At 43.7% G+C, this 23,194-nt stretch carries 25 protein-coding genes and 1 pseudogene; 16 read left to right on the top strand and 10 right to left on the bottom strand.

The genetic code is table 11. The features are described from left to right. Window positions 1–1,983 (top strand): beta strand repeat-containing protein (locus AC27FN_RS08085; RefSeq protein WP_487167493.1); only part of this gene is annotated, 1,983 nt, incomplete at its 5' end. A gap of 79 nt (window positions 1,984–2,062) precedes the next feature. Here the strand turns inward: AC27FN_RS08085 and AC27FN_RS08080 are convergent. Next, entirely contained in the window at window positions 2,063–2,647 is a 585-nt protein-coding gene (locus AC27FN_RS08080; RefSeq protein ID WP_487167500.1) for a serine aminopeptidase domain-containing protein, read from the bottom strand. A gap of 21 nt (window positions 2,648–2,668) precedes the next feature. Beyond that, window positions 2,669–2,944, bottom strand: a complete 276-nt coding sequence (locus AC27FN_RS08075; RefSeq protein WP_487167492.1) for a hypothetical protein — start codon at window positions 2,942–2,944, stop codon at window positions 2,669–2,671. Between the two features lie 139 nt (window positions 2,945–3,083). Between AC27FN_RS08075 and AC27FN_RS08070 the strand changes: the two are divergent. Continuing rightward, window positions 3,084–3,335: pseudogene (locus tag AC27FN_RS08070) on the top strand (ArsR/SmtB family transcription factor); the annotation flags it as partial. Window positions 3,336–3,681: 346 nt separating this feature from the next. On the opposite strand, the gene AC27FN_RS08065 reads toward AC27FN_RS08070, so the two are convergent. The 3 genes from AC27FN_RS08065 to AC27FN_RS08055 form a co-directional block, all read right to left on the bottom strand. Continuing rightward, the gene (locus AC27FN_RS08065; protein WP_487167491.1) at window positions 3,682–5,214 is read right to left on the bottom strand and encodes a sodium:solute symporter family protein; all 1,533 of its coding nucleotides are present in this window, start codon (window positions 5,212–5,214) and stop codon (window positions 3,682–3,684) included. A gap of 27 nt (window positions 5,215–5,241) precedes the next feature. Next, the gene (locus tag AC27FN_RS08060) at window positions 5,242–5,976 is read right to left on the bottom strand and encodes a sugar phosphate isomerase/epimerase family protein (protein ID WP_487167490.1); all 735 of its coding nucleotides are present in this window, start codon (window positions 5,974–5,976) and stop codon (window positions 5,242–5,244) included. Between the two features lie 143 nt (window positions 5,977–6,119). Next, window positions 6,120–6,980, bottom strand: coding sequence for an ROK family protein (locus AC27FN_RS08055; protein WP_487167489.1), 861 nt, complete (start codon window positions 6,978–6,980; stop codon window positions 6,120–6,122). A gap of 282 nt (window positions 6,981–7,262) precedes the next feature. Here AC27FN_RS08055 and AC27FN_RS08050 point away from each other — a divergent pair, with 282 nt between their 5' ends. From AC27FN_RS08050 to AC27FN_RS08040, 3 genes are all read left to right on the top strand, one after another. Beyond that, on the top strand, window positions 7,263–8,135 hold the full coding sequence (locus tag AC27FN_RS08050; protein WP_487167488.1) for an N-acetylneuraminate lyase: 873 nt from the start codon (window positions 7,263–7,265) through the stop codon (window positions 8,133–8,135). Window positions 8,136–8,160: 25 nt separating this feature from the next. Next, window positions 8,161–8,856 carry an N-acetylmannosamine-6-phosphate 2-epimerase gene (locus AC27FN_RS08045; protein WP_487167487.1) on the top strand — a complete coding sequence of 232 codons (696 nt, stop codon included), beginning with the start codon at window positions 8,161–8,163 and terminating at the stop codon, window positions 8,854–8,856. A 564-nt stretch (window positions 8,857–9,420) separates the two neighbouring features. Beyond that, the gene (locus AC27FN_RS08040; protein WP_487167486.1) at window positions 9,421–10,224 is read left to right on the top strand and encodes a MurR/RpiR family transcriptional regulator; all 804 of its coding nucleotides are present in this window, start codon (window positions 9,421–9,423) and stop codon (window positions 10,222–10,224) included. Between the two features lie 165 nt (window positions 10,225–10,389). Here AC27FN_RS08040 and AC27FN_RS08035 read toward each other — a convergent pair whose 3' ends face one another. After that, a complete protein-coding gene (locus AC27FN_RS08035; RefSeq protein ID WP_487167485.1) occupies window positions 10,390–11,376 on the bottom strand; it encodes a DUF6287 domain-containing protein in 987 nt (328 codons plus the stop codon). Between the two features lie 338 nt (window positions 11,377–11,714). After that, window positions 11,715–12,440, bottom strand: coding sequence for an SDR family oxidoreductase (locus AC27FN_RS08030; protein ID WP_487167484.1), 726 nt, complete (start codon window positions 12,438–12,440; stop codon window positions 11,715–11,717). Window positions 12,441–12,524: 84 nt separating this feature from the next. Here AC27FN_RS08030 and AC27FN_RS08025 point away from each other — a divergent pair, with 84 nt between their 5' ends. The 5 genes from AC27FN_RS08025 to AC27FN_RS08005 all read left to right on the top strand — a co-directional run bounded on the left by AC27FN_RS08025 (window position 12,525) and on the right by AC27FN_RS08005 (window position 15,928). Further along, window positions 12,525–12,890 (top strand): MerR family transcriptional regulator, encoded by a 366-nt coding sequence (locus tag AC27FN_RS08025; RefSeq protein ID WP_487167483.1) that lies wholly within the window; start codon window positions 12,525–12,527, stop codon window positions 12,888–12,890. A 93-nt stretch (window positions 12,891–12,983) separates the two neighbouring features. Then, the gene (locus AC27FN_RS08020; RefSeq protein ID WP_487167482.1) at window positions 12,984–13,724 is read left to right on the top strand and encodes an ABC transporter ATP-binding protein; all 741 of its coding nucleotides are present in this window, start codon (window positions 12,984–12,986) and stop codon (window positions 13,722–13,724) included. Further along, window positions 13,702–14,871, top strand: coding sequence for an ABC transporter permease (locus tag AC27FN_RS08015; protein WP_487167481.1), 1,170 nt, complete (start codon window positions 13,702–13,704; stop codon window positions 14,869–14,871). Before AC27FN_RS08020 ends, AC27FN_RS08015 begins: the two co-directional genes overlap by 23 nt. An 11-nt stretch (window positions 14,872–14,882) precedes the next feature. Then, window positions 14,883–15,548: a TetR/AcrR family transcriptional regulator gene (locus AC27FN_RS08010; RefSeq protein WP_487167480.1), complete on the top strand. Its 666-nt coding sequence runs from the start codon at window positions 14,883–14,885 to the stop codon at window positions 15,546–15,548. A 53-nt stretch (window positions 15,549–15,601) separates the two neighbouring features. After that, window positions 15,602–15,928 (top strand): nuclear transport factor 2 family protein, encoded by a 327-nt coding sequence (locus AC27FN_RS08005; RefSeq protein ID WP_487167479.1) that lies wholly within the window; start codon window positions 15,602–15,604, stop codon window positions 15,926–15,928. A gap of 132 nt (window positions 15,929–16,060) precedes the next feature. On the opposite strand, the gene AC27FN_RS08000 is transcribed toward AC27FN_RS08005, so the two are convergent. Further along, window positions 16,061–16,585: a TetR/AcrR family transcriptional regulator gene (locus AC27FN_RS08000; protein ID WP_487167478.1), complete on the bottom strand. Its 525-nt coding sequence runs from the start codon at window positions 16,583–16,585 to the stop codon at window positions 16,061–16,063. Window positions 16,586–16,738: 153 nt separating this feature from the next. On the opposite strand from AC27FN_RS08000, the gene AC27FN_RS07995 reads away from it, so the two are divergent. Next, entirely contained in the window at window positions 16,739–17,680 is a 942-nt protein-coding gene (locus tag AC27FN_RS07995) for an alpha/beta hydrolase (protein WP_487167477.1), read from the top strand. Between the two features lie 60 nt (window positions 17,681–17,740). On the opposite strand, the gene AC27FN_RS07990 is transcribed toward AC27FN_RS07995, so the two are convergent. Beyond that, window positions 17,741–18,775 (bottom strand): YdcF family protein, encoded by a 1,035-nt coding sequence (locus AC27FN_RS07990; protein ID WP_487167476.1) that lies wholly within the window; start codon window positions 18,773–18,775, stop codon window positions 17,741–17,743. Between the two features lie 163 nt (window positions 18,776–18,938). On the opposite strand from AC27FN_RS07990, the gene AC27FN_RS07985 reads away from it, so the two are divergent. From AC27FN_RS07985 to AC27FN_RS07965, 5 genes are all read left to right on the top strand, one after another. Further along, the gene (locus tag AC27FN_RS07985) at window positions 18,939–19,757 is read left to right on the top strand and encodes a TraX family protein (protein ID WP_487167475.1); all 819 of its coding nucleotides are present in this window, start codon (window positions 18,939–18,941) and stop codon (window positions 19,755–19,757) included. Between the two features lie 239 nt (window positions 19,758–19,996). After that, window positions 19,997–20,188 (top strand): hypothetical protein, encoded by a 192-nt coding sequence (locus AC27FN_RS07980; RefSeq protein ID WP_487167474.1) that lies wholly within the window; start codon window positions 19,997–19,999, stop codon window positions 20,186–20,188. 6 nt (window positions 20,189–20,194) lie between these two features. Continuing rightward, entirely contained in the window at window positions 20,195–20,665 is a 471-nt protein-coding gene (locus AC27FN_RS07975) for a CPBP family intramembrane glutamic endopeptidase (RefSeq protein ID WP_487167473.1), read from the top strand. Between the two features lie 315 nt (window positions 20,666–20,980). Beyond that, entirely contained in the window at window positions 20,981–21,427 is a 447-nt protein-coding gene (locus AC27FN_RS07970; protein WP_487167472.1) for an NUDIX domain-containing protein, read from the top strand. 129 nt (window positions 21,428–21,556) lie between these two features. Continuing rightward, the gene (locus tag AC27FN_RS07965; protein WP_487167471.1) at window positions 21,557–22,435 is read left to right on the top strand and encodes a DegV family protein; all 879 of its coding nucleotides are present in this window, start codon (window positions 21,557–21,559) and stop codon (window positions 22,433–22,435) included. 219 nt (window positions 22,436–22,654) lie between these two features. On the opposite strand, the gene AC27FN_RS07960 is transcribed toward AC27FN_RS07965, so the two are convergent. Then, on the bottom strand, window positions 22,655–23,107 hold the full coding sequence (locus AC27FN_RS07960) for a universal stress protein (protein ID WP_487167470.1): 453 nt from the start codon (window positions 23,105–23,107) through the stop codon (window positions 22,655–22,657). Window positions 23,108–23,194: the final 87 nt, after the last annotated feature.

Here is a 23,194-nt window from a genome sequence, read left to right as displayed (position 1 = left end):
TCAAACAGTGGTAATTCGAACAGTGGTTCGAACAATACTGGTGATAGCAACACGGGTAACTCGAACTCTGGCTCGAACAACACCGGTGACAGCAACACAGGTAACTCGAACTCAGGTTCAAACAACACCGGTGACAGCAACACAGGTAACTCGAACTCCGGCTCGAATAACACTGGTGACAGTAATACTGGGAACAGTAACAGCGGCTCGAATAACACTGGTGATTCCAACACAGGTAATTCGAACTCCGGCTCAAACAACACTGGGAACAGTAACTCAGGTTCAAACAACACTGGTGACAGCAACACGGGTAACTCGAACTCCGGCTCGAATAACACCGGTGACAGCAACACGGGTAACTCGAACTCCGGCTCGAATAACACCGGTGACAGCAACACGGGTAACTCGAACTCTGGCTCGAATAACACTGGTGATAGCAACACTGGGAACAGTAACTCAGGTTCAAACAACACCGGTGATAGCAACACAGGTAACTCGAACTCCGGTTCAAACAACACCGGTGACAGCAACACAGGTAACTCGAACTCTGGATCGAATAACACCGGTGATAGCAACACAGGTAACTCGAACTCAGGTTCAAACAACACTGGTAACAACAACACTGGATCAAACAATACTGGTAACAATAACCATGGTGATGGGAATGTCGGTAATAACAACACTGGTAACGATAATCATGGTGATAATCTAATCGGGAATGGTTTGACGACTCCAATTCTAACGGTCGCACCTTCAGCTGTTTACACGAATAATGGTGTTTGGAATCCTAAGTTGAACGTGCTCGAATTGATTGATGATCATGGAAATAAAGTTGATTTAAATGGCATTCAACTCAAAGAAGTACAAGATGAATTTGATGCCAAAATTGATGCCAATGTGGTCGAATATCGTGTTCTCTCTGGATCCAAGAATAAAGTGGGATCCATGGTGGTTGAATTTGCTTGGGGAAACAAAGCTGATCATGGGATTGGTGATTATGTTACCCAGACGACGACCGTTACTTGGCTGGAGAATCAAGCGCAAGTTCTTGTCAAAAACAGCGAAATTCCATTAGATTCTGGTTGGCAAGTTTCTGATAATGTGACGGTAGTAAAACGGATGAATGGTTCAATTGTTGATCCTGGACAAATTACCTATAAGTACGTTGAATCTGCCGACCAATTTGATGATGTAATTCCTGATAATGTCATCGAGTGGACAGGTTCGGTTAATGTTAATGTACCGGGGGTTTACACAATTACGGTTGCTTGGAGTGATCCGGTAACAGCCAGCTTCACTGTGACAATTAAGGGAAGTGATGGTAACAACACGGGCAACTCGAACTCCGGTAACAGCAACAGTGGTTCGAATAACACCGGCAACTCGAACTCGGGCAACAGCAACAGCGGTTCAAACAACACCGGCAACTCGAACTCGGGGAACAGCAACAGTGGTTCGAACAACACGGGCAACTCGAACTCGGGCAACAGCAACAGCGGTTCGAACAACACGGGCAACTCGAACTCGGGGAACAGCAACAGTGGTTCGAACAACACGGGCAACTCGAACTCGGGGAACAGTAACAGTGGTTCGAATAACACGGGCAACTCGAACTCGGGCAACAGCAACAGTGGTTCGAATAACACTGGTAACACAAACTCGGGCAACAGTAACAGTGGTTCGAACAACACCGGCAACTCAAACTTCGGTAACAGTAACAGTGGTTCAAATGACACCGGCCACAATTTGGTAACAAATGGCCAAGGCAAAGCGCCGAACTTTGGAGCTACTCAAATGATCACTGATACGGCTACTGGCAACTTCAATGCTCAGACGAAGGGCACGAAGCCGGCGCCAAACCGACAAACAGGTCTACCGGCAACGGAGGCGACTTCAAACGATGCGGCTGTTTTGATTGGGCTGACTGGTATGTTGGCTGCCCTAGGTTTGCTTGGAACGAAGAAACGTCGTCATGAATCATGATTTTTGAGTGAATGATGCAAAGAAGGACTCGCGATTTCTCGCGGGTCCTTCTTCTTTTACATATTTAATTACCGATGAATTAAGCGTTCATTTCTTTGGCCGCATATTTATTGATGAAGGCTAATGCGGCTGAGTGTAGGTCATCAAGGGCAGTTGGTTCAACCGGGTAATGGCCGCCGTGACGCAACATTTTGACTTCGACTGGGACTTTTTTCACTTGTTCCAAATGGTGTTGACTCAAGCGATAAGGGGTCCAACGATCTTCGGCAGGTTGGGTGAGGAGGATTGGGCAAACATCGAAGTCGGCTGCTTCGACAATTAGGTCGTGGTGCATGTAGGAATTGAGAAAGGCCAATGAGAAACTGTTAGCAGCGCTTGTCTTGTCGCGCATAAATGCAGCTTGGGCTTCAGGGTTATTGCAGAGGGCACTCATTTTTGAAGCAGTATTCATCCGAACTTTCATCCGGCCCAAACCTAAGCTAACAAAACCTGGCAACATTGGTGTCGTGACGTGGCCCATGAACCAATTGCGCGTGGTGGTGTATTGGACGTCTTGATTGCGTTGATCAAGAAACGTCATGCCGATAATGCCGCGAACCTTACCATTTTTGGCAGCGACGTCGTAAGTTTCCATTCCGCCAGCACTCAGGCCATAAATAAAGATCGGCTGATTGTCGCGGGCTAGTTAATGGTCAATGTAGTCGCTACCGACCTGAATCCAGTCGTTGTAAGTGATTGGTGTCTTTTGATTAACTTGAGTTAAACCATAAGTTGGCATGTCGATGCAGATGGTTTTGATTTCGAGGTTGGACAGTTTGTACAGTGAGTCGACCATGATCATGGAAATTTGCCGTCCATTGATGCCGATACCGTGCAGCATCACAACCTTTACTTTAGTATTATGGAAAGCGTCTAAATGAATGTTGTTGCCATGCCAGTCCCACCATTCTTCTTTTGGCATGTGGTTGCCACTAAATTGTTCCTCTGCTGTTGTAGGATAAAGAAGTTAATGAGTCGTAGTAAAAGGTAGTGATCATTGTGAGTGAACGAACCGTGCATTTATTGGAAGATGCCATCCCGGTATTTAGGTTTTAGCCGACAAGACGCGGCAGGAAATTTTGTTGAATCTTTTCGACAATGGTGAACAAACAGTCTCGAAGATTACAGGCCTATTGAAATTAACGCAACCAGCTGTTTTTTATCATTTAAAGTTGCTGATGGGCGCTAAATTAGTTAATGCGGACAAACGTGGTCGTGAACGCTATTACACCATTCGGTTTGACGATTCTGTCACATTGTTAGAAGCATTGCTGACTAGTTTAAAATCTGACGCTAAGCAAATTGATGATTGATTAGAGCATCGCCAATAAAAAATGTTTAACCTGAAAAATATGACCAGCCTGGCGCAAAAGTCAGGGTCGATCATATTTTGGGCTAAACGTTTTTTACATACATTTTTTAACATGTAGCAGGTCAATGATTACCATGGAACACTGCCAGTAACATCAGAGAAGGTTCCATTGGCCGTATTACTTGGACTGCTGGCTAAGACCACTGTGCGGGCAACGCCTTCTTGAACGGTTGTATTACCGCCAGCATCGGTAAATGTTGTATCGACCCAACCAAGATTAGTGGCATTGACAGTAAAGTTGGTGATTTTTTAATCATATTTGTGGAGAAGTCTAAGGTTTAAAAAAGTTAGATTTGATCAGAATCCACATCAGTGGTTCGCTCACTAACGTGTTCATTGATCGTTTTAAACGTTAATCCAGTGATATCTTTTTGGTGTCCTGGCCGAATAAAACTAAACAAGTAGCCGAGGATCATCGCGCCTAAGAAACCGACGATACTAACAAACAATGCGTTGATTCCATTTAACTGAATAATGTAACAAATAGCGGTTGTTACAATCAGACCTAAGGTGGCGCCGAAACCATTGGCGCGGTGACTGAGGATCCCTAAAGCGAAGATACCAGCAATTGGCACACCGAATAAGCCAAACAAGCCTAGATAAGTATCGATCATATCCGAACTATGCATCTGAATTAAGACGAGGGTCACCAATAAGCCTAGTAGGCCACAGATTGAGATGCTCAAGTGGGTAATGCGCATACTCATCTTGTCGCTCTTATCTTTCATGAAGCGTTGCTGAATATCAGTGACTAGACACGCAGCAGTAGAATTAAGACTGGAAGCAATCGTGGCTTGTGAAGCCGCAAAAATAGCCGCGATGATTAAGCCAGCAATACCGGCAGGGATCTCAGTCAGAACAAAGTAGGGAACTAGGGCCGATGTATTGAAGCCGCTCGGCAAGTGACCGCCGTGGCTATAGAAACTGTAGATCACCGTTCCCATTCCATAAAATAGCGGAATCGTAATCAGGGATAATGCAGCATTGGTCCAAATTGACTTGGCAATGTGCTTATTATCTGTAGATGTCGTATAACGCTGAACGACGTCTTGACTAGCTGTGTATTGGTATAACGTGTTGAAGATTTGTCCAAGCAAAATAATTGGGACGGTTGATTTAGTGACGCTCCAGACAAAATCTGCTTGAGTCAGTAATTTTCCTTTGGACGTGATATCATTAGCGACCGTACCAAAGCCACCGTGAGTGCCATGAACAGCGAAACCAATGATTAACACCGCACCAATAAGCAGCAAGATTCCCTGAATCACGTCGCTCCAGATGACACCTTCCATCCCGCCATGGTACGTGTAAATAATACAGAGTAGTGTGATCAAAGTCGCAATTAAGTAAGGGTTAATCGCAATTACAGATTGTAAGGCCACGGTTGGCAGATAAATAACGATGGCAATCCGTCCGATGTGAAACAGAACAAATAAAATACTACTAAAAACCCGTAAAAAAGGATTGAAACGAAATTCTAAGTATTCGTATGCAGTGGTGACCCGTAATTTTGAAAAGAATGGAATGTAATATTTGATCAGCACTGGTGTGATTAAGAAAATTGCTAAATTGCCAAATGCATATGCCCAATCGGTCAAAAATGATTTCTCGGGTGTGGACATATACGTAATCGCACTGAGCGTTGTAGCAAAAATACTGAAACCAACGGCCCAAGCTGGCACCTTACTGCCGGATGCTTTGAAAAATTCTTGTGAGTTCTTGGAACTCTTTTTGCGGAAGCTAAGGCCGATCAATAACATAATGATTAAATAGGCAATCAGGACAATCCAGTTTAGCGTCCCAAAGCTTTGCTTTCCCATATGTGCGAATCTCCTTTAATTGATAAACTAACGTGAAACAATGATGTGATTGACTAAATCGATTTGTCCCGCCAACTGATCTTTTACAATGTCATATTCTAAAAAAATGGGGGAAGTCGGATTTAGATTAGTGACTAATGTCTGCCAGTCGGTATCGCCATCACCAAGAAGAACCGTCTGTTGGTTGTCAATATCTTTTAGATGAAAGACTGTGATGAGCCGTTTTAGCGCATCAAAGGCTTGTCCTGGTTGAGTGTTGATCCAATACCAGTTACCAGCATCGAAGGTGTAGCCTAATTTGGGCACTGAGGTTAACAAAGATCGAAGCTGCTGACCAAATTGCGGCATGGCCGAGAAGGCATTCGGCTGGTTTTCAACTGTAATCACAGTATCAGTCGATTCAGTTAGGGTGATCAGCTCGCTTAGCGCGTCTGTACTGATGTGGCTGGCATCGCCAAGACTAAATTTAAGTCCCTTGAAGTGAAATTGATTGGCTAAGTGAATGTAATCAGTTAGTTGGTCGTTTAATTGATTTCCTTCAAAGAGGGTCATGGGCACAGAATAGTAGAGGCCCCATTGTTGGTCGATACATAACTGTTCGATTACCTGAAGTTCAGCCGATTGGGTTGCAGGCTTGAAAAATTCACCACGGACTTCAATGTTGTCAATGGGTCGGTCGACCAATTGTCTAACACAATCACTTTGACTCACGCCACGTTGCATTTCGGATAAAAAAGTTGCTGTATTGATTGAAACTTGCATAGTTTAATGATCCTTTCTCCAGAAACAAAAATGCTACAAACACACTTATCAACTTGATAAGTGCGCTTGTAGCGGTTTAATTTTAAATCGGCTGATTATTACATTAGGGAGTGTAACATATTAATCAAGGCAATGTAAGCGCTTTATTTTAAAAAATCAGAAACTGCGCCGTAAAGTTGCGCATCATTGGCCAAGTGGCTAATCCGTAACTTAGTATGCAAAAGGCCCGTGGGAAGATATTGCTGTAAAGCATTTTGCAGCAGTCCGGCTAAGTACTCACCTTGTTGAGCCACGGCCCCGCCAATTACTAAAATCTCCGGATCTAAAAGTAAGATAATATTGGCTAAGCCGGCTGCCACTTCGGTTGCCCACTGGCTAATGAGCTCGACGAACGGGGATTCATTGCGCTGAGCGCGTTTGAAGGCCGTTTGGACGGAGACTGAATACGGCTTGAGCTTGGTCGCTAGTGAAACGGTTGCCGCGCGCTGCTCGTAATTGGTGCCATCTGTGAGTTGGTAGTTCGTATAGCCGATTGAGTTGGCATTACCATGGCGACCAGCGTAAAGTCGTCCATCCAGCGAAAATGCACCGCCAATCCCGGTTCCTAACGCAATGCAATAGACAGGATTCGCATTTTTAGCGACTCCGGCTATTTGTTCGCCTAGCAGAGCGGCATCAACATCATTAACCACAAATGTCGGGAGCTGGCTAATTGATGATAGAGTCGCTTTGATCGGGGTGCCCTGATACTCGGGAATCGTCGGTCCGGCAAATTGAATGGCACCGTGATCATCGACAATCCCAGCTGTACTAACACCCACGCCAGCTAGAGGATAAGCTGTTTGCATTTGCTTTGTAATCGCGACAAGCTGTTTTAGAATTGCGCCGTCTTGATTATGTTTGGTATCTATACTGGCTCGACCACTGATTGTTTGGTCTTGGTTAATGAGGGCATATTTAATTGTACTTCCACCGACGTCAAAAGCTAGATATTGTTTTTGCATGATGATCAACTCACTTTTCTTTTTATCGTTGGCTATATTGAACCTGATTTTGTTTAGTTTGTAAACGCTATCAGACGTTCTTAATCACAAAAAGACAGTAAATAAAATATTTTTAAGGCTTTTAAATCAGCATTAAAACATCTTTAAAACGTTATTATGAAAACAATTTTCGTTTTGTGCGGTTGAAAATAAAATTTTCATATCGTACATTGGTGTCAGCGGTTGATATTAAATGCTGATTATTACCAACCAAAAAATTTAAGTATAGGAGTGTCTATCTAAATGAGAAAAGTTTATTCTGCGTTAATGACGGCGTTCAATGAGGACAATACAATCAGTGAACAAGGCACCCGCGAAATGATTCGTTACAACATTGATCATAATCAAGTCGATGGCTTGTATATCGGTGGTTCAGCTGGTGAAAGCTTTATGTTAAGCACCGACGAACGCAAACGTGTTTATAAAATCGCCTATGAAGAAACGAATGGTCAGGTAGATCTCATTGCTCAGGTAGGGTCGGTTAACTTATCAGAAGCAAAAGAACTGGCAAGATATGCAGTTGATCTAGGTTATCAAACGATCTCCGCTGTTCCACCGTTCTATTACAAGTTTTCATTTGATCAAATCAAAAATTACTATGACGAGATTCTTGATGGACTTGACACCAAACTGATCATTTATTCAATTCCAGCCTTATCAGGGGTTTCACTCTCATTAGATCAATTTGGTCAGTTATTCGAAAATGAGAAAATTATTGGGATTAAATATACGAACAATGATTTCTTGTTATTAGAACGTCTTCGTGCCGCCTATCCTGATAAGAAGATTTACTTTGGTACGGATGAGATGCTTATTTCAGCGCTACCATTAGGTGTTGACGGTGCTATTGGCTCAACGTTTAATCTGAATGCGCAACGTGCTAAAGAAGAAATTGCTGCGTTTGATGCGGGTGATATTGAGAAAGCCTTTGCCATCCAAGACGTTTCTAACAATTTTATTCTTGATTTAATTGATAACGACTTATATCCAAGTCTCAAGTTGGTTTTTGAAGAACTTGGTGTTCATGCTGGTTTCAGTAAGTCACCAATGAGTAAACCAACGCCGGAAATGCGGGCCGGCGCAAAGAAAATTTATCAAAAATATTTCGCAAACTAATTTTGATTGAAAAGAGTTATATATCATGGCAAACACATTTATGGATACCGTAAAGGGACAACTTATCATCTCTTGCCAAGCCTTACCTGAAGAGCCGTTGTATAGTTCGTTTATTATGGCACGAATGGCAAGAGCAGCAAAAATGGCCGGTGCTTTAGCGTTACGAGCTAATTCGGTGGTGGATGTTCAAGCCATTCAAGATGAGACTGGGTTACCCATCATTGGCATCATTAAGCAAAATTATCCAGACTCACCGGTGTTCATTACGCCGACCATGAAAGAAATGCGTGCAATTGCTGCTACCGGTGTGCCAGTGGTTGCCTGCCAAGTTACGGGTCAGAACCGGCCAAATGGCGAACAGTTAGCTGAGATCGTGACACAATTTCGTGATGAGTTCCCCAAAACTTTGTTAATGGCGGATACCGCGACACTTGACGATGTTCGAGAAGCTGATCAACTGGGATTTGATATTATCGGCACAACAATGCACGGTTATACGTCAGCAACCGCTGGCATGAATATCGCCGATGATGAGTTTGCTTATTTAAAGGCCGTCATAAAAGTGGCTGAACATCCGGTGATTGCAGAAGGAAAAATTGATACACCCGCTAAAGCAGCACAGGCACTAAAGCTTGGGGTCCATGCGGTGGTCGTCGGCAGTGCGATTACGCGACCATTAGAGATTGCCAAGGGATTCATTGCCGCAATTAAACAACCATAATTCAAGGCAAAATTAGCTGTATGTTATCGAATACTGGCCGAGGATTGGCATTTTTGGGGGCCATGAAAGTATAAAATGCCCTCGAATGCAAAACGTCTCTTTCAAATAATTGATGAAATACAAGCGTTCATCAATTATTTTTGAAAGGGACGTTTTGGTGCGTAAGCAGACGATACGATTCAGGTTCAAGAGTGTCATCAATCATAACAGGATGGGATCACACATAACTTTGAAATATAAACGAGCTAATCAGAATGTAAACTAAACCCGGACTTAGTAGGCATCGGATCAGCCTGACTGTCAAACAACAGGTGCACTTGCGGGTTCAGAGCTGGCCCACGACGATCCAGCGGTGAACCACAGTATAAAGTTTAATCCAGCACTAGGTTACGTTACCGACCTACTTAAAGATCGACGCCATCCTGATTCATTTGTGTAGGGTATGTGTGGTGTTATATCATGGAATGCATCAATTGGCAAAGTTGAATAAGATTTTTGTCGATTCTTCAATTAGGTTAAGCCAAGTAAGGGGGCGATAGCATCGCAGATACGAGCCAAAATCTATTGCAAAAGATTGAAACACAATTGCCGCATTATTCGCGACAAGAACGAAAAATCGCGATGCAAGTGATTCAAAATCCAGCGGCGATCGAACGAATTGGTATCACAGAACTAGCAAAATTGACTGGTGTTGCCGAGGCAACCGTTACGCGATTTGTTCGTAAAATTGGTTGCGCCGACTTTAGTAGTTTCAAAGTTGAGCTTGCTATTGCCGAAAGTTTCCAAACGCAGGTTGCGCATCAAAGTCCGACTTTAAACTCTGTATCAGAGATCTATATGAATGTTTTACAAGATACGTGGCGCCAATTAGACCCAGAACAACTTGAAGCTGCGGTAACTTTGATCAAAAAGGCGCGCCGAATTTATATCTATGGTTTGGGCAGTTCAGGCTACTCCGCCGCCGAAATGGGCCAGCGTTTGACACGAATGGGCTTAGCCGCCTTTGCTACGGTGGATAGCCATATGATGTTTATCAACGCTGAAGTGATGTCCACTGATGATTTATTACTAGTCTTATCTAGCTCAGGACAAACTAATGAAGTTAATGACGCGGTTCAGATTGCTCAAGATCAAGGCGTCACAACAGTGGGTATCGTCGGTGATCTCGCAAGTGACTTAAGCGAAATGGTTGATTTGGCTTTATTAGCGAAGAATTCTAGTTTGGTTAACAACCAACGCTTTGTAAACAGTCAATTTTCAGCAATGTTTGTGCTGGATATTTTGACGACGGAGCTATTAAAAGATGACCGCTACAACGCAAAGATGAATCAAACAATTCAGTTAGTCTTGAATCGAAAGTATGATTAAGCGATTGGTTTGGTGCATTGCTGAAGTAACCGGATCTCACCAAGGAATAGTTACAAAACACGTAAATGAGTGCTCAATCTCATTTCATTCCCGATGATTCATGTTCAGCTAGCGCGGCAGTTTCGAAGAATAGCTAACGCGTGGTAACCCGATTAGCCAATGTTTCTACTGACGGTAATAATATGAAGTTGCCGGATAGTTCGCCATCTGTTGTGCCATGATTAGCCGTGGCTTAGAGGTATCAGACTGATCACCGGCCGAATTTCTTGCTCCAATTGGGTAAAAGGCAATAATTGCGCCAGTTGTACCATCAGAGATGCCGACGTATGGGCGATTGCTCGTACTATCGGGGTCTGAGACTGGGCTTAAGGTTAGAGTTCCGTTTACTTTGCCATCACGACTAATATTCAAGGTATCGCCGTCTCCATTTTTCCACACACCCATTAAGGTCTTAAAATCTCCTCCGTTAATTGCAGGGATATCTAGGTCTAGCTGGTGATTTGTGTCGGAAGGGGAATTGGCTTGGATATGATGATTTGTGTCCTGTTGAGGATCATTGACAGCGTATTGTTCTGAAGAATGCGATAGATCAATCGTGTTGGCAATTCTTTGGGTCTGTTCTTTTTGCTGTTGAGAAGTGTAGTAGCGCGACATTAAAGTGCTTTTTGAGATTTGACTCGTGTAATGCCATGCTCGTGGTTTTCCGGAATAAATTTTAAAGTTACCATCTTTTTGGTCCATATAGCGGATTGCTTTTATCGATGGGTTAGCAAAAATAATTTCATTTTGATTGGCCATATAAACAAGCGTCGTTTCACTTGTGTTCCGAGAGTTAACTGATAGTAATAATGCGAGTTGTTGTGCTTGAGAAAGATTATCAAATTTAGTGTTAATATTTTGCGGTTGCTTGCTTACAAGGTTTCTTTGATGACTATTTTGATTTGCTGAATTTTGACTGTATTTGGTGTAGACACCAAATAAAACGAAAAGCGTGATCAGCAAAGTTAAACTAAGCAAAATAAGTTGTTTCCCTTGTCGATGTGCATGAATTCGTAAGTAATCTTCACGCCAGTTCGGATCGTTTTTTCGAGCTTTATAAAAAGCATAGGTATGACTAGATCGGCTATGAGTGCTGAAATATTTTTTGGCCATATCAATGTGACTCCCTTATATGTAGTTTAACGCATGACAAGTATATCAAAATTGGTGTTTGCTAAATATGGCAGCAAGTTAGATTTGCGACACTCGGCGGTGTATCCAAAATAATTATGATCATTGTCTGGAAACTATGGTCTTTTTAATCAGGAAAAACCCTCGTGTTTGCGGACACGAGGGTTTGGAGAACGGACTTCTTATGAGATCTTCGCTAAAAATATAACAGCTGTTTGCGAAATTGTAAGTTTAGGTATGACCGACGCAGTGTCAGAGGAGCCAGTATAAGTCCATCCGACAACTTTGAAAGGACGATATAACTTGATATTTGGCTATGATTACCACGGAACACTGCCATTAACATCAGAGAAGGTGCCATTGATCGTATTATCTGGACTGCTGGCCAGGGCCACTGTGCGGGCGACGCCTTCTTGAACGGTTTTATTACCGCCGCCTCCAGCAAATGTTGTCTCGACCCAACCGGGATTAATGGCGTTGACAGTAACGTTGGTGGTTTTTAATTCGTTAGCTAAATCTACGGTGAACATGTTAACCGCCGTTTTTGAAGCCTGATAACCCATGGCGCTGTGTTGATAAATACTGGTTGTTGGATCAGAAGCTAATGTCAGCGAACCAACGGCGCTGGAGATATTCAAGATTTTAGCGAAGGGGGCTTGGCGTAGCAGCGGTATGAAGGCCTGGGTCACCATGACTAAACCGAAGAAATTGACATCGAAGTCTTTTCTGATGATGTCAATTGGTAAAGTCGATGGTTTCTCGTAATTATCTAGTGCGATCCCGGCGTTATTGATTAAGACATCTAAGTGGCCAAACTGTTGGGTTACCGTTGTCGCGGCTCGGTGAATACTTTTTTCATCGGTGACATCTAATTCAAGTAAATCGGCTTCAATCCCTTGGGCGCGCAGTTGCGTGACTGCCGCATTGCCTTTGTCAGCATTGCGGGCGGCAACTAAAATATGCTGGCCTAAGTGTCCTAGTTCTAATGCGAGTTCAAAGCCCATTCCCCGGTCAGCACCGGTAATTAAGGTTAATTGGCGTGTCATTAAATTGATCTCCTTATTATTGTGTTGTAAGCTCAGCTTACTCCCCTAACGTAACTAGAGGTCAAATGATTTGAGGCGATCAAGATGATGCACATTGGACAATTGGCAACCGCGACCGGACTGTCAATCCGGACCATTCGTTTTTATGAAACTAAAAAAAATGCGTTACCGACTGCTAGAGACCCGCAGGGCAATCGTTTGTATGATGATGAAGTGGTTCATTGGGTGAAATTTGTGGCTTACTTACGGCAGACAGGCATGTCGCTGGCTGATTTAGCTCATTATCGGCAGTTGGTTGATCAAGGGGTCAGCACGCTGCCGACACGAATTGAGTTACTTAAACAACAACGGGCCAAGGTGGTTCAACAAATCGCGGCCAAACACGTGCAGCTGCAACAAATCGATCATAAGTTATCCCCTTATCAGTCAGATGCAGAGCGATATTTATAGGTAAATCGAGGCAGCGGGGTTGCAAATCGAAACCGGTCGTCGTATATTATGAGTGAGCAAACACTCACTTTTTAAAAAAATGGAGGCAACTACATGGCAGCAGTCATTCAGGTTCATGACCTGCAACAAGGTTATGGCAAAACAGTCATTTTGAAAGATATTAATTTAGACGTTAATGCTGGTCAGATTCTCGCTTTAATCGGTCCCAGTGGCGCCGGCAAAACAACCTTGGTTAGCACGATTATGGGCATGTTAAAGCCGCAGAAGGGTACCGTGACAGTGTTAGATAAGTCAATGCCCGACCGCTTGTTGCTAGCTAAGATTGGTTACATGGCCCAGACTGATGCGCTGTATGGTGCGCTGACGGCGCGCGAGAATTTGAACTTTTTTGGGGCGATGCAAGGGGTTAACCCTGATGAATTAAAGCGACAAATTCCGCATGCCGCCGAAGTGGTTAATCTGCAACGCGATTTGGATAAACGCGTTGATGATTACTCTGGCGGAATGAAACGTCGATTATCGCTGGCAATTGCGTTGATTTCCAGTCCAGAGCTACTGATTTTAGATGAACCCACCGTGGGGATTGATCCAGAATTGCGCCAACAAATTTGGCAGGAATTACATCGGTTGGCCAAAACTGGGATTACGATCCTGTTGACCACGCATGTAATGGAAGATGCAGAAGAGGCTGATGCCTTGATGATGATTCGTAATGGGGAAGCTATTGCTCAAGGGACACCGGAAGCCTTAACCAAGGCCTACAATGTTGATACGGTGGAAGCAGCCTTTTTGAAAGCTGGGAGGGAACAAGATGCGCACACTAGCAATGATTAAACGAGTTTTATTAGAAATGATTCGTGACAAACGGACCCTTGCTTTGATGTTTGTGGCGCCGTTATTGATTTTGACCTTGATGTACTTCTTGTTTCAATCTAACTCGAACACGGTTGCTGATTTAGGGGTTCGCAATGTTGATAGCAGCCTGGTCACGGCGATGAAGAGTAAACATGTGAAGTTACATGAATTAAATGGCGACCAATCAGCTAAGACAGTCATTCGTAAACACGATTATGCCGGCGTGCTTTCACAGTCTGGTGATCAACTGACATTAACTTTACAAAACAGCGACCAGAGTAAAAGCGCGATTTTGAAAAATAGCTTACAAGGCGCGGAAGTTAAATTAAAGATGGCAGCTGCGGCAACGACCATTAAGACGCAAGGCAAAGCAATGCAACAGATGAGTCAGCAACTGGCTCAATTGCAGAAACAAATTAATCCGAATGCGCAACCACAAGCAAATGGCGTCACTACGATGCAACATGGGCAGGCCGCCAAGACAACAAAGTTACACACCCACTATCTTTACGGCAGCAGTAATTCCACGTTCTTTAACACGCTATTACCGATTATGATTGGCTTTGTGGTATTCTTCTTTGTCTTCTTGATTTCTGGGATTGCATTATTGCGTGAACGAACAACCGGCACCTTGTATCGACTGTTGGCAACGCCAGTTAGAGGCGGCGAGATCCTGACCGGTTATCTATCTGGTTATGGGTTATTTGCACTTGTTCAAACGATTCTAATCGTAAGTTTTAGCGTACTAGCCTTCAAGATTCAGATTTTGGGCAGCGTTTGGACGATGCTGGTGATTAATATTTTACTAGCGGGGATTGCGTTGACCCTGGGACTATTGATTTCGACATTTGCTTCTTCAGAATTCCAGATGGTCCAATTTATTCCAGTTGTCGTCATTCCACAGGTCTTCTTCTCGGGGATTATTCCGATTGACCAGATGGAAAGTTGGTTGCGGCCAATCGCCTACATCATGCCATTATATTATGGGGCTGACTCCATGAGTAATGTGATTGAAAAAGGCGCGACGATTGGTCAGGTGGCGCCAAATCTGTTGATTTTGTTAGGGTTCATGGTACTGTTCTTGATTTTGAACCTGCTAGCAATGCGCAAGTATCGTCAAGTTTAGGAGCGAAAATGATGGCAGTTAAACACAGTGTTGAAACATTATTGGCAGAAAGCTTCAATGAATCCGACTTAACTTCCAAGCAAAAAGCGGTCTTGCGGGCGAGCCTATCCTTGTTTTCTGAAAAAGGGTTTGAGCAAACCACGACCACCGATATTGCCCGGGTCGCTGGGGTGGCCGAAGGAACGGTTTACAAACGATTTAAGACCAAAGATGATATTTTAAAGGCAATTATGAGTCCGTTTTTGGCCGAAGTGATTCCGCAATTGATTACGGAATTTACGGATGCCGTGGTGAATGCTTCGTATCCACATTTCGCCGATTTCTTGCAACAAGCAATCGGTAATCGGATGCAATTTGCATTGGAGAACCGTAAGCAAATTCGCGTCTTTCTTCAAGAGCTCACCAAACGGCCAAATTCGCAAGAACTCACCGCATTGATGCCAGAATTTGACCATGTCGTGTCCGCGCTGACGACGGTGTTGGATCACTATAAACAGCAAGGTGAAGTTGTAGATTGGCCCACCATGCGCATTGCCCGATATATTGCAAGTACCGCGGTGGGCTATATGTTGCCAGCGGTCTTGATGAACCAGTCATTGAGCGAGGCGCAATTGGCGACATTTAGTCAGGAAGCCACTGAATTTCTCGTTCGGGGATTAACACCAGTCGCTGGTTAGGTGTGATCGTGTTAGAATTGAGACAATTAAAAATTGTGAAAGAAGCTGATGGTATGGCAAAGATTCCCGCACCGTTACAAGCATTCATTGAGACAACTAATCAAGGTGATTCAGAGGCCTTTGTGGCATTGTTTACGCCCGATGGTGTGGTCAATGATTGGGGTAATGAATATCACGGCACGGAAGAAATTGCTCATTGGAATCAAACCGATAATATTGGCAAACAATCGCAATTTACGTTACAGGATGCTCAATCTTTGGCACCAGATCAATGGCGGTTGACGATTAAAGTTGCCGGTAACGGCTTCAACGGGGTAAGTCCATTTAACTTCACCTTGGCCGATGACCAGATAAAATCAATGGTGATCTTGCCCAATTAATGGTTATTAATTTCGATGAGGATGCAATCTAGATAGCTAAAACACGGGACATAAGTCAGTAAGTGACGAGCATTAGGGGCGTCCACTTGGCTTATGTCCCGTTTTCGGATTGTGTATGCTGACAATCAGTCATTATGTGAGCTTAATTTGATCACGAGATAACGCATCCAGTTTTTTGGCAATGCTTTGAGGACTGCCAGCAAATTGTCCTGTGATGTAGCCTTCAATGACGCCGAGAAAGCCGGTGGCCAGAAACGTCAAGGTGACGCGATCAATGGAGCCCTTTTCGTGATGCGCCAATCCGGTGAGTAAATAATCACCAAATTTTCGGCGAAACGAATAGGAAGCGTCACTCGTCAATAGTTTGGCAAACAGCGTTCGTCGTTGATCAAGATAGGTGACCCAAATCGTCAACCGTTCCACCGCAGAGAGTTCGGTATTATGATGGCTGGCCTGGTCCAGTTGTTCGAGTTGTTGGTTTGAGAAGGCGTCGATGAGTTCATATTTGTCATCATAATAAGTATAAAATGCTTTTCGTGAGACATTAGCAGTTTGACAAATGCCAGTAACCGTTAGTTGATCAAAATTTTTTGTGGTCAATAATTGAGCTAAGGCTGCTAATAATAAGGATTTAGTTCTTTGGGCGCGCGGATCCATATGGTCTTCCTCCCGATACGAGACATTTTGGTAACTATTGTAACTTAAGTAACAGTTGTTTCAAGTTTGTCGTGTTGCTTTGCGGCGGTTGCGACTAAACTATGTCTCGTTGTTAAGTTATTTAGTGAAATTTTTGTAAGGGAGTGACCAAATATGGCAAAATTTCAACCAGTTCAATTTAAAGCCCGGCATTTTAATTTAGCCGGAAAATTAGTCTTGCCAGATGATTTTGATCAAACGGCGGCGCAACAAACACCGGTGCCAGCCTTAGTGATCACGCACCCAACTAGTGCAGACATGAATCAGACCTCAACGATTTATGCCACCAAATTAGCAGAACAGGGATTCTTATCTTTGATTTTTGATGCTGCTTATCAAGGACAAAGTGAGGGCGAACCTCGTTTTATTGAAGATCCGGCCAATCGGACAGAAGATATCATGTATGCGATTGATTATCTAGATACACTACCTTATGTGGATGGCAATCGCATTGGGGCCTTAGGGATCTGTGCTGGCGGCGGTTACACGATTAACGCAGCCAAGGTTGATAAGCGGATTAAAGTAGTCGCAGGTATTGCGGCAGCCAGTGCTGGCAGTGCCTACCGTGAGGCGTTTGGGCCCGATCAACAGTTGATTGAAACATTGAACAATATCGCCCAACAACGGACTGTTGAAGCTCGCGGCGGCGAAGCGATGATGGGACAGTGGATTCCGAACAGTCAGGCGGAACGTGAAGCAGCCGGAATTGATGATATCGATATCCAGGAGGCTGTCGATTACTACAAAACGCCTCGAGGTGCGGATGAGTTTTCACCTAATAAGGTACGCTACACGAGTCTAGCCTTGCTGCTAGGTTACGATCCGCTGAACTTAGTGGACAAATTGTTAACTCAGCCTTTGGAGTTGGTGGTTGGTGATAAGCCGGGTAGCTTTGGGTCCTATCGCTTTGGTTTTGACGTTTACAATCAAGCAGCATCAACACAAAAAGATCTCCTCGTGTTACATGGAATTTCGCACTATGATTTATATGATCAGCCGAAAGCTGTTGATCCAGCCGTGGAACGTTTAACCAGTTTCTTTAATAAATATCTATAAGTAGTGAAGTAAAAACACCCCGCTCAGCGAGGTGTTTTTGCTTCACTTTGAGTCGTTTGCTCAGGCCACATTCCAAAATGACCAGGCCATTGTGATAGCAATTAGCAGAACGACGACAAGCGTTGTTTTTCGATAGTAGTTGAGTAAGGCAATAAATTCACGAATTAATGCACTGGGGAGAAAGAAAAATGAAGTTGGTGAACCGACTCCGGTAGCGGATAAACCAGCCTTTCGAGCATATAGTAAGGCTCTTAACACGTGATAGTTGTTCGTAGAAAAGACGATCTTAGGCGGTTTAGGACCGTGCCAGTCTGCTTCAATTAGGCGTTTAGAAAACTGCATATTCTGTAGCGTATTGCGGGATTGATCTTCAACAATGATTTGATCATTTGGGATGCCTAAACTTAATAAATAATCTTTCATCGCGGCGGCTTCAGAGATGGTTTCATCGGGGCCTTGCCCGCCACTGACGACAAATTTTGGGCGGCCTTCATTGCGACGATAATAAATCACTGCTTCATCGACCCGTCCCTTAAGCAAGGGTGGAATTTGGCCTTTTTTGCCTGACCAAGCGCCAAGGACAATCAAATAGTCGATTTGTGTTGGTCGATTGAAAAATTGGTTGAGGGCAGAGTAAACCAAGTAACATAAAAAAAGCGAAGAGAAGAAGAGATCTTCCCAGACAAAAATGGCCAAAGGAACTTTAACTAACCGCGTACTAGCGCGAATCATTAACCACATGGCGGGAATTAGAATGATTAAATTGGCTCCTAGCATCGCGGATAGGCGACTCGTTAAGCTCCGACCTTCGCGGCTCCCCATGATCGAGGTGTTGCGAATTAGGTAGATGATAATGCCAAAGAACAGACCGGTTAAAATGAGAATTACGAGCAACAGCAAGATCACACCTAAAATCATGGAATGTGCGGCAATAAGATTTAGAACGGAAATTAAACCTTGCCAGACTAAGCCGGTGATTAATAGTACAACGGCAAAGGCCATTAGTGCACCGACCCAAAAATTAGGATGACGGAGCAGAATGAGACTAGTAACAATAATGATCGCGGCGAGAATTAAAGCTTCAATGATTAGCATGAGATTCCTCCGAAAAAGTCGGCCGCAAATCAGCGACATTGTTTTTATTTATCTTTTATTATACCAATTGAGTATGTACCTTAAGAAAAACTTTATTCACTTGTTCAATTAAAATAGATACAATTTACTTTACTTGAAACAAATTGTATTTGGAGGAAACGATATGAAGACACGAAGGTTTTCGATGGATGGCTTTTCCATCAAAGTGTTGGGGATTGCTTTGATGGTGTTGGATCATATCCACGAGATCTTATTACCGCTGGGCGTGCCCACTTGGTTCAATATGTTGGGGCGGATCGTTGCACCATTATTTCTTTTCTTATCGGTGGAAGGCTTCGTACACACTCACGATCGCAAACGGTATCTGTGGCGTTTACTGATTGGCTTTTGGATCATGAGCCTTGGTAGCTTTCTCTTGCAGATGTGGCTACCTGTCGATGGTGGTCGGTTGGGCCTCTTAAACAACATCTTTGGCACGCTGTTCTTAGGCGTGTTCGCCATGCTGGGGATCAGTAAGATTGCTGATGGCCGTCATGCCCATGATCGCCGTGTCATATGGCAGGGAATTGGCATTTTAGGCTTGGAATTGTTACTTGGAGTGATCGGGACGGCAATTTTGTTCGTGCCAAACTTATCAATGCGGGTTGCGGCCGCGCGGGTGTCACAGTTTATCCCCAACCTCTTCACCACAGAAGGGGGCCCGTTGTTCATTCTGTTAGCGATTCTCTTTTATTTATTCAGAAATAATCGTTTAGGTCAAATTTTGAGCTTAGTTGTTATCGCCTTCGTATTCACAGGCTTCAATTTTCATGGGTTATTGAGCACCAACTATGCCTGGATGATGGTCGGCGCAATCATTCCGATCGCGCTTTATAATGGGCAACGAGGCCGCAGCGATAAATGGTTCTTTTACATCTTCTACCCGACCCATATTTGGGCGTTGTATCTGATTGCTTATGGTCTGCACCTTACGGGTTATTAAACATAATGGTTCAAAATACCGCCGCGCGTTTTGAGACGGAAGCAGTTAAAAATGGACCTACCAAAATGCAATTCAAGGTTTGGCAGCCTGAGAAAATAAATCAAAAGCTTATTTGAGAAGTCCTGATTTGATGCTAATTTGATTGGATTGGCAATGCTAGACGATTAAAAGTGTCATCATCTGACGGGTTTTGCGAAATTTGGTATAGTTAGCCTAAAATCTCTTAGGGGGCGGTTGTGATGGGGAAAATATGGCGGGGCCAAGATATATATTTGATGGGGCTAATGGCGGCGGAAGTGTTGCTGGGACTACTTTTAGAACATGTTTTAGCGAATGAAAAGGTTGCTTTAACCATTATTGGTGCGCTCATTGCAATCTTTGTCTTTGCCAATGCAGTCTGGTTTAAACGCGACTTGCTGGCAACTGATTGACATCGTTTGAAGCAACAACGTGGGCAAGCAATTATCGGCGGGGTCATCGTCTTGCTTGGCTTTGCTGGTAGTCAATGGCTGGTGAGCACGTTAGTACCAGGTGCGATTGCTGCTCAATCGCCGGCGGTCATTCGGATGGCTTCAATTATTGGCTTTATGACAGCTGTTTTAGCGCCGTTTACCGAAGAAATCGTCTTTCGATACGAGTTGTTTTTCCGGTTTCAACAAAAGTCGGTAGGGATACAAGTCTTGATGGCATTAGTTAGTGCGGGACTATTTGGCACCGTTCATGCGGTTTCTGGGGATGGCTTATCCTCGATTATTTCGCTTGTTATTTCCGGATTAGTTCTAGTGGGTGTCTATGCTTGGACGAAAAACATCTGGGTGTCGTTACTTGGTCACTTGTTCTGGAACATGGCATTAGCATCGCCGTTGCTGATTAGTTTGTTTTTGCCGATGTCACAATCGGGACATTAAGAATTGGCCCAATAGTTTTACAGATGATTTAAACTCGAATAATCATTAACGCGACGCCCTTTTCCTAGTTTCAGGAAAATGACGTCGCGTTTTTTCGAGCAAGTCTCTGGGGGATTTTTGAGAGGTTTCGCCGGTCATCAGTGTGGTTCTTCTACAGTCCTATTTTTTAGTCTAAGACGTTGATAAGTGTTTTAATCATTTCTAATTGTGCAGTAATTAAATTGCGTCTGCTTGGTTGAAAATTTGGTGAAAGACTTGTTTGCGATGATTTCAAAACAGATAATAGATCTATTGGCAAGACAGAGAGGAGAAATGATGGCTAAAACTGAAATCGTGGAATTAACCAACTTAGTCTTGGTATCTGACAACGAAACGAATCAAATTCTGGTTGAGGATCGTCGAAATCCAGATTGGCCAGGATTGACGTTTCCTGGCGGTCATATTAAGCCGGGAGAAAGCTTCGTTGATTCTGCTGTTCGGGAAGTCTGGGAAGAGACTGGCCTAACCGTGCATAATCCGATTTTTTGTGGTCTTAAAGAATTCATGGGTGATCACGGCCGTTATATCGTGGCGTTATTTAGAACTGATTCTTTTTCTGGCGAACTGAAATCCTCAGCAGAGGGGGCAGTTAGCTGGATGCGCCGTGATGAATTGTTCGAGCACCAATTTGCGGATGGTGTCGACAAGCTTTTAAAGGTCTTTGATCAACATAATCTTTCAGAACTAAGTTACTTGGATGACCCGAACGGTGAATTTAAATAATTGCCGGTGTTTAATAATTAAGATTTAATGACCAAGGTTGCTCGAAAATGAGCTTTAAATCGAGTAAGATGAAAACAACGATAGATCGGGATGCAGACGGTCTGAACTTGATGATGAAGAGGTAGCAGGATGAAGACAGCCGTAATTACCGACAGCGCCAGTTATTTAGATCCGGAAGTAGCTAAGACCGCTGGTATTCATATTGTGCCCATTACTGTGATTTTTGGGACGCAGACTTATCTTGAAAACGTGGACATTACCAGTGAACAATTTTATCAACGCATGCGTGAAGAAAAAATGATGCCCTCTACAGCTCAAGTCACCATGATGCAGATGCAAGAAGTATTCGATCAACTAATTGCTGAGGGTTACGATGAAGTCATCAGCATCCATTTATCAAGTGGGATCACGACCTTTTTGCAAAATCTGACCGCTTATGCGCCAACTGTTGAAGGAATTAAGGTCTATCCATTTGATTCACAGATGGCCAGTGCCGGTGAAGCCTGGCTGGCACTAGTGGCTGCTAAAATGGCCAAAGCTGGCAAGAATGCCGCTGAAATTTTACCAGTTTTGGAGCGGTTGCGCGCGACGACACACGTTTATTTTGTCGTTGATGATCTGAGCCATTTATTGCGCACTGGCCGAATTACGAATAGTTCAGCTTTCGTGGGTAATTTGTTACGAATCAAACCGATTCTGACGTTTGAAGATGGCAAGATTGTGGCTTTGGCCAAGGAACGCACCGCTAAACGCGCGTTTCAACGGGTAAAACATGATTTTGTAACCGCCTTGAGCCAGGAGAATTATCCGGTGCGGGCCGCGATTATTGATGGTAATAATCCGGAAGGTAGTGCCGAGTGGTTGAGTGATTTAACCAGCGATAACCTGACGACGACTGCTGGGGAGGTCCAATTTGAAATTGCGCACATCGGCCCATCGATTGGCGTTCATACAGGTGAAAAGGTCATGGGCCTCGTGTGGGCAGAAGACTGGCAACGCTTGAACTGACACCATTTGAGAATTGATTTTGATTAACCCAAATAAAGTCACGATAAAAGGGCCTTGACCTTTTATCGTGGCTATTTTACTGATGACGTAAAGCTCATGGGGTGCGCAGCAACTCGTGATTGACACTCGAGTAGCTTGGATCGAGGTTAATTGAGAATACAAGAAAAAACCCGAACCCAGACGACAATTGAGTAGTGGATTCAGGCGATCAAGTTGATTTTATTTATTATTAACCTTGACGATTAAGACGTCGACATCCGCGTTGCGACTAACATAGTTGGTGACTGAACCAACCATTAACCGTTCGACGGCATTTAAACCGGTGGTCCCCATAACAATCAGTTCATTGCCGTGGTCGTGAGGGAATTCCTTAGAAATAACAGGTTTGGGATTCCCAAAACGAACGTGGATATCAACGTCCTTGACGCCAGCATCTTCGGCTTGTTTTTTTAAGGTTTCCAAACGATTTTGAACATCTTCAACGAGACGATAGATGACATCACCGCTAACCGCGCCACCATAACTATCTGAAAATTGGTTAACTTCCAACACATTGAGAATATCGAGATGGGTTTCATTGCGTTTGGCGACTTCAATCGCTTTTTCTAAAACCGGTTCGGTGGCCTTTGAACCATCAATCGGGGCGAGAATATTTTTATATTGTTGTAGCATCACTACATGCCGCCTTTCCTCAATTAACTAATACTTCTGCTTTGTATTTATTATACCTTTTCTACGGCTCGTTGTAAGCGATTTACT

It is taken from the genome of Furfurilactobacillus sp. W61-4 (assembly GCF_057545565.1).
The sequence above is the reverse complement of the archived record's forward strand: the minus strand, read 5'-3'. Positions and strand labels throughout refer to the sequence as shown.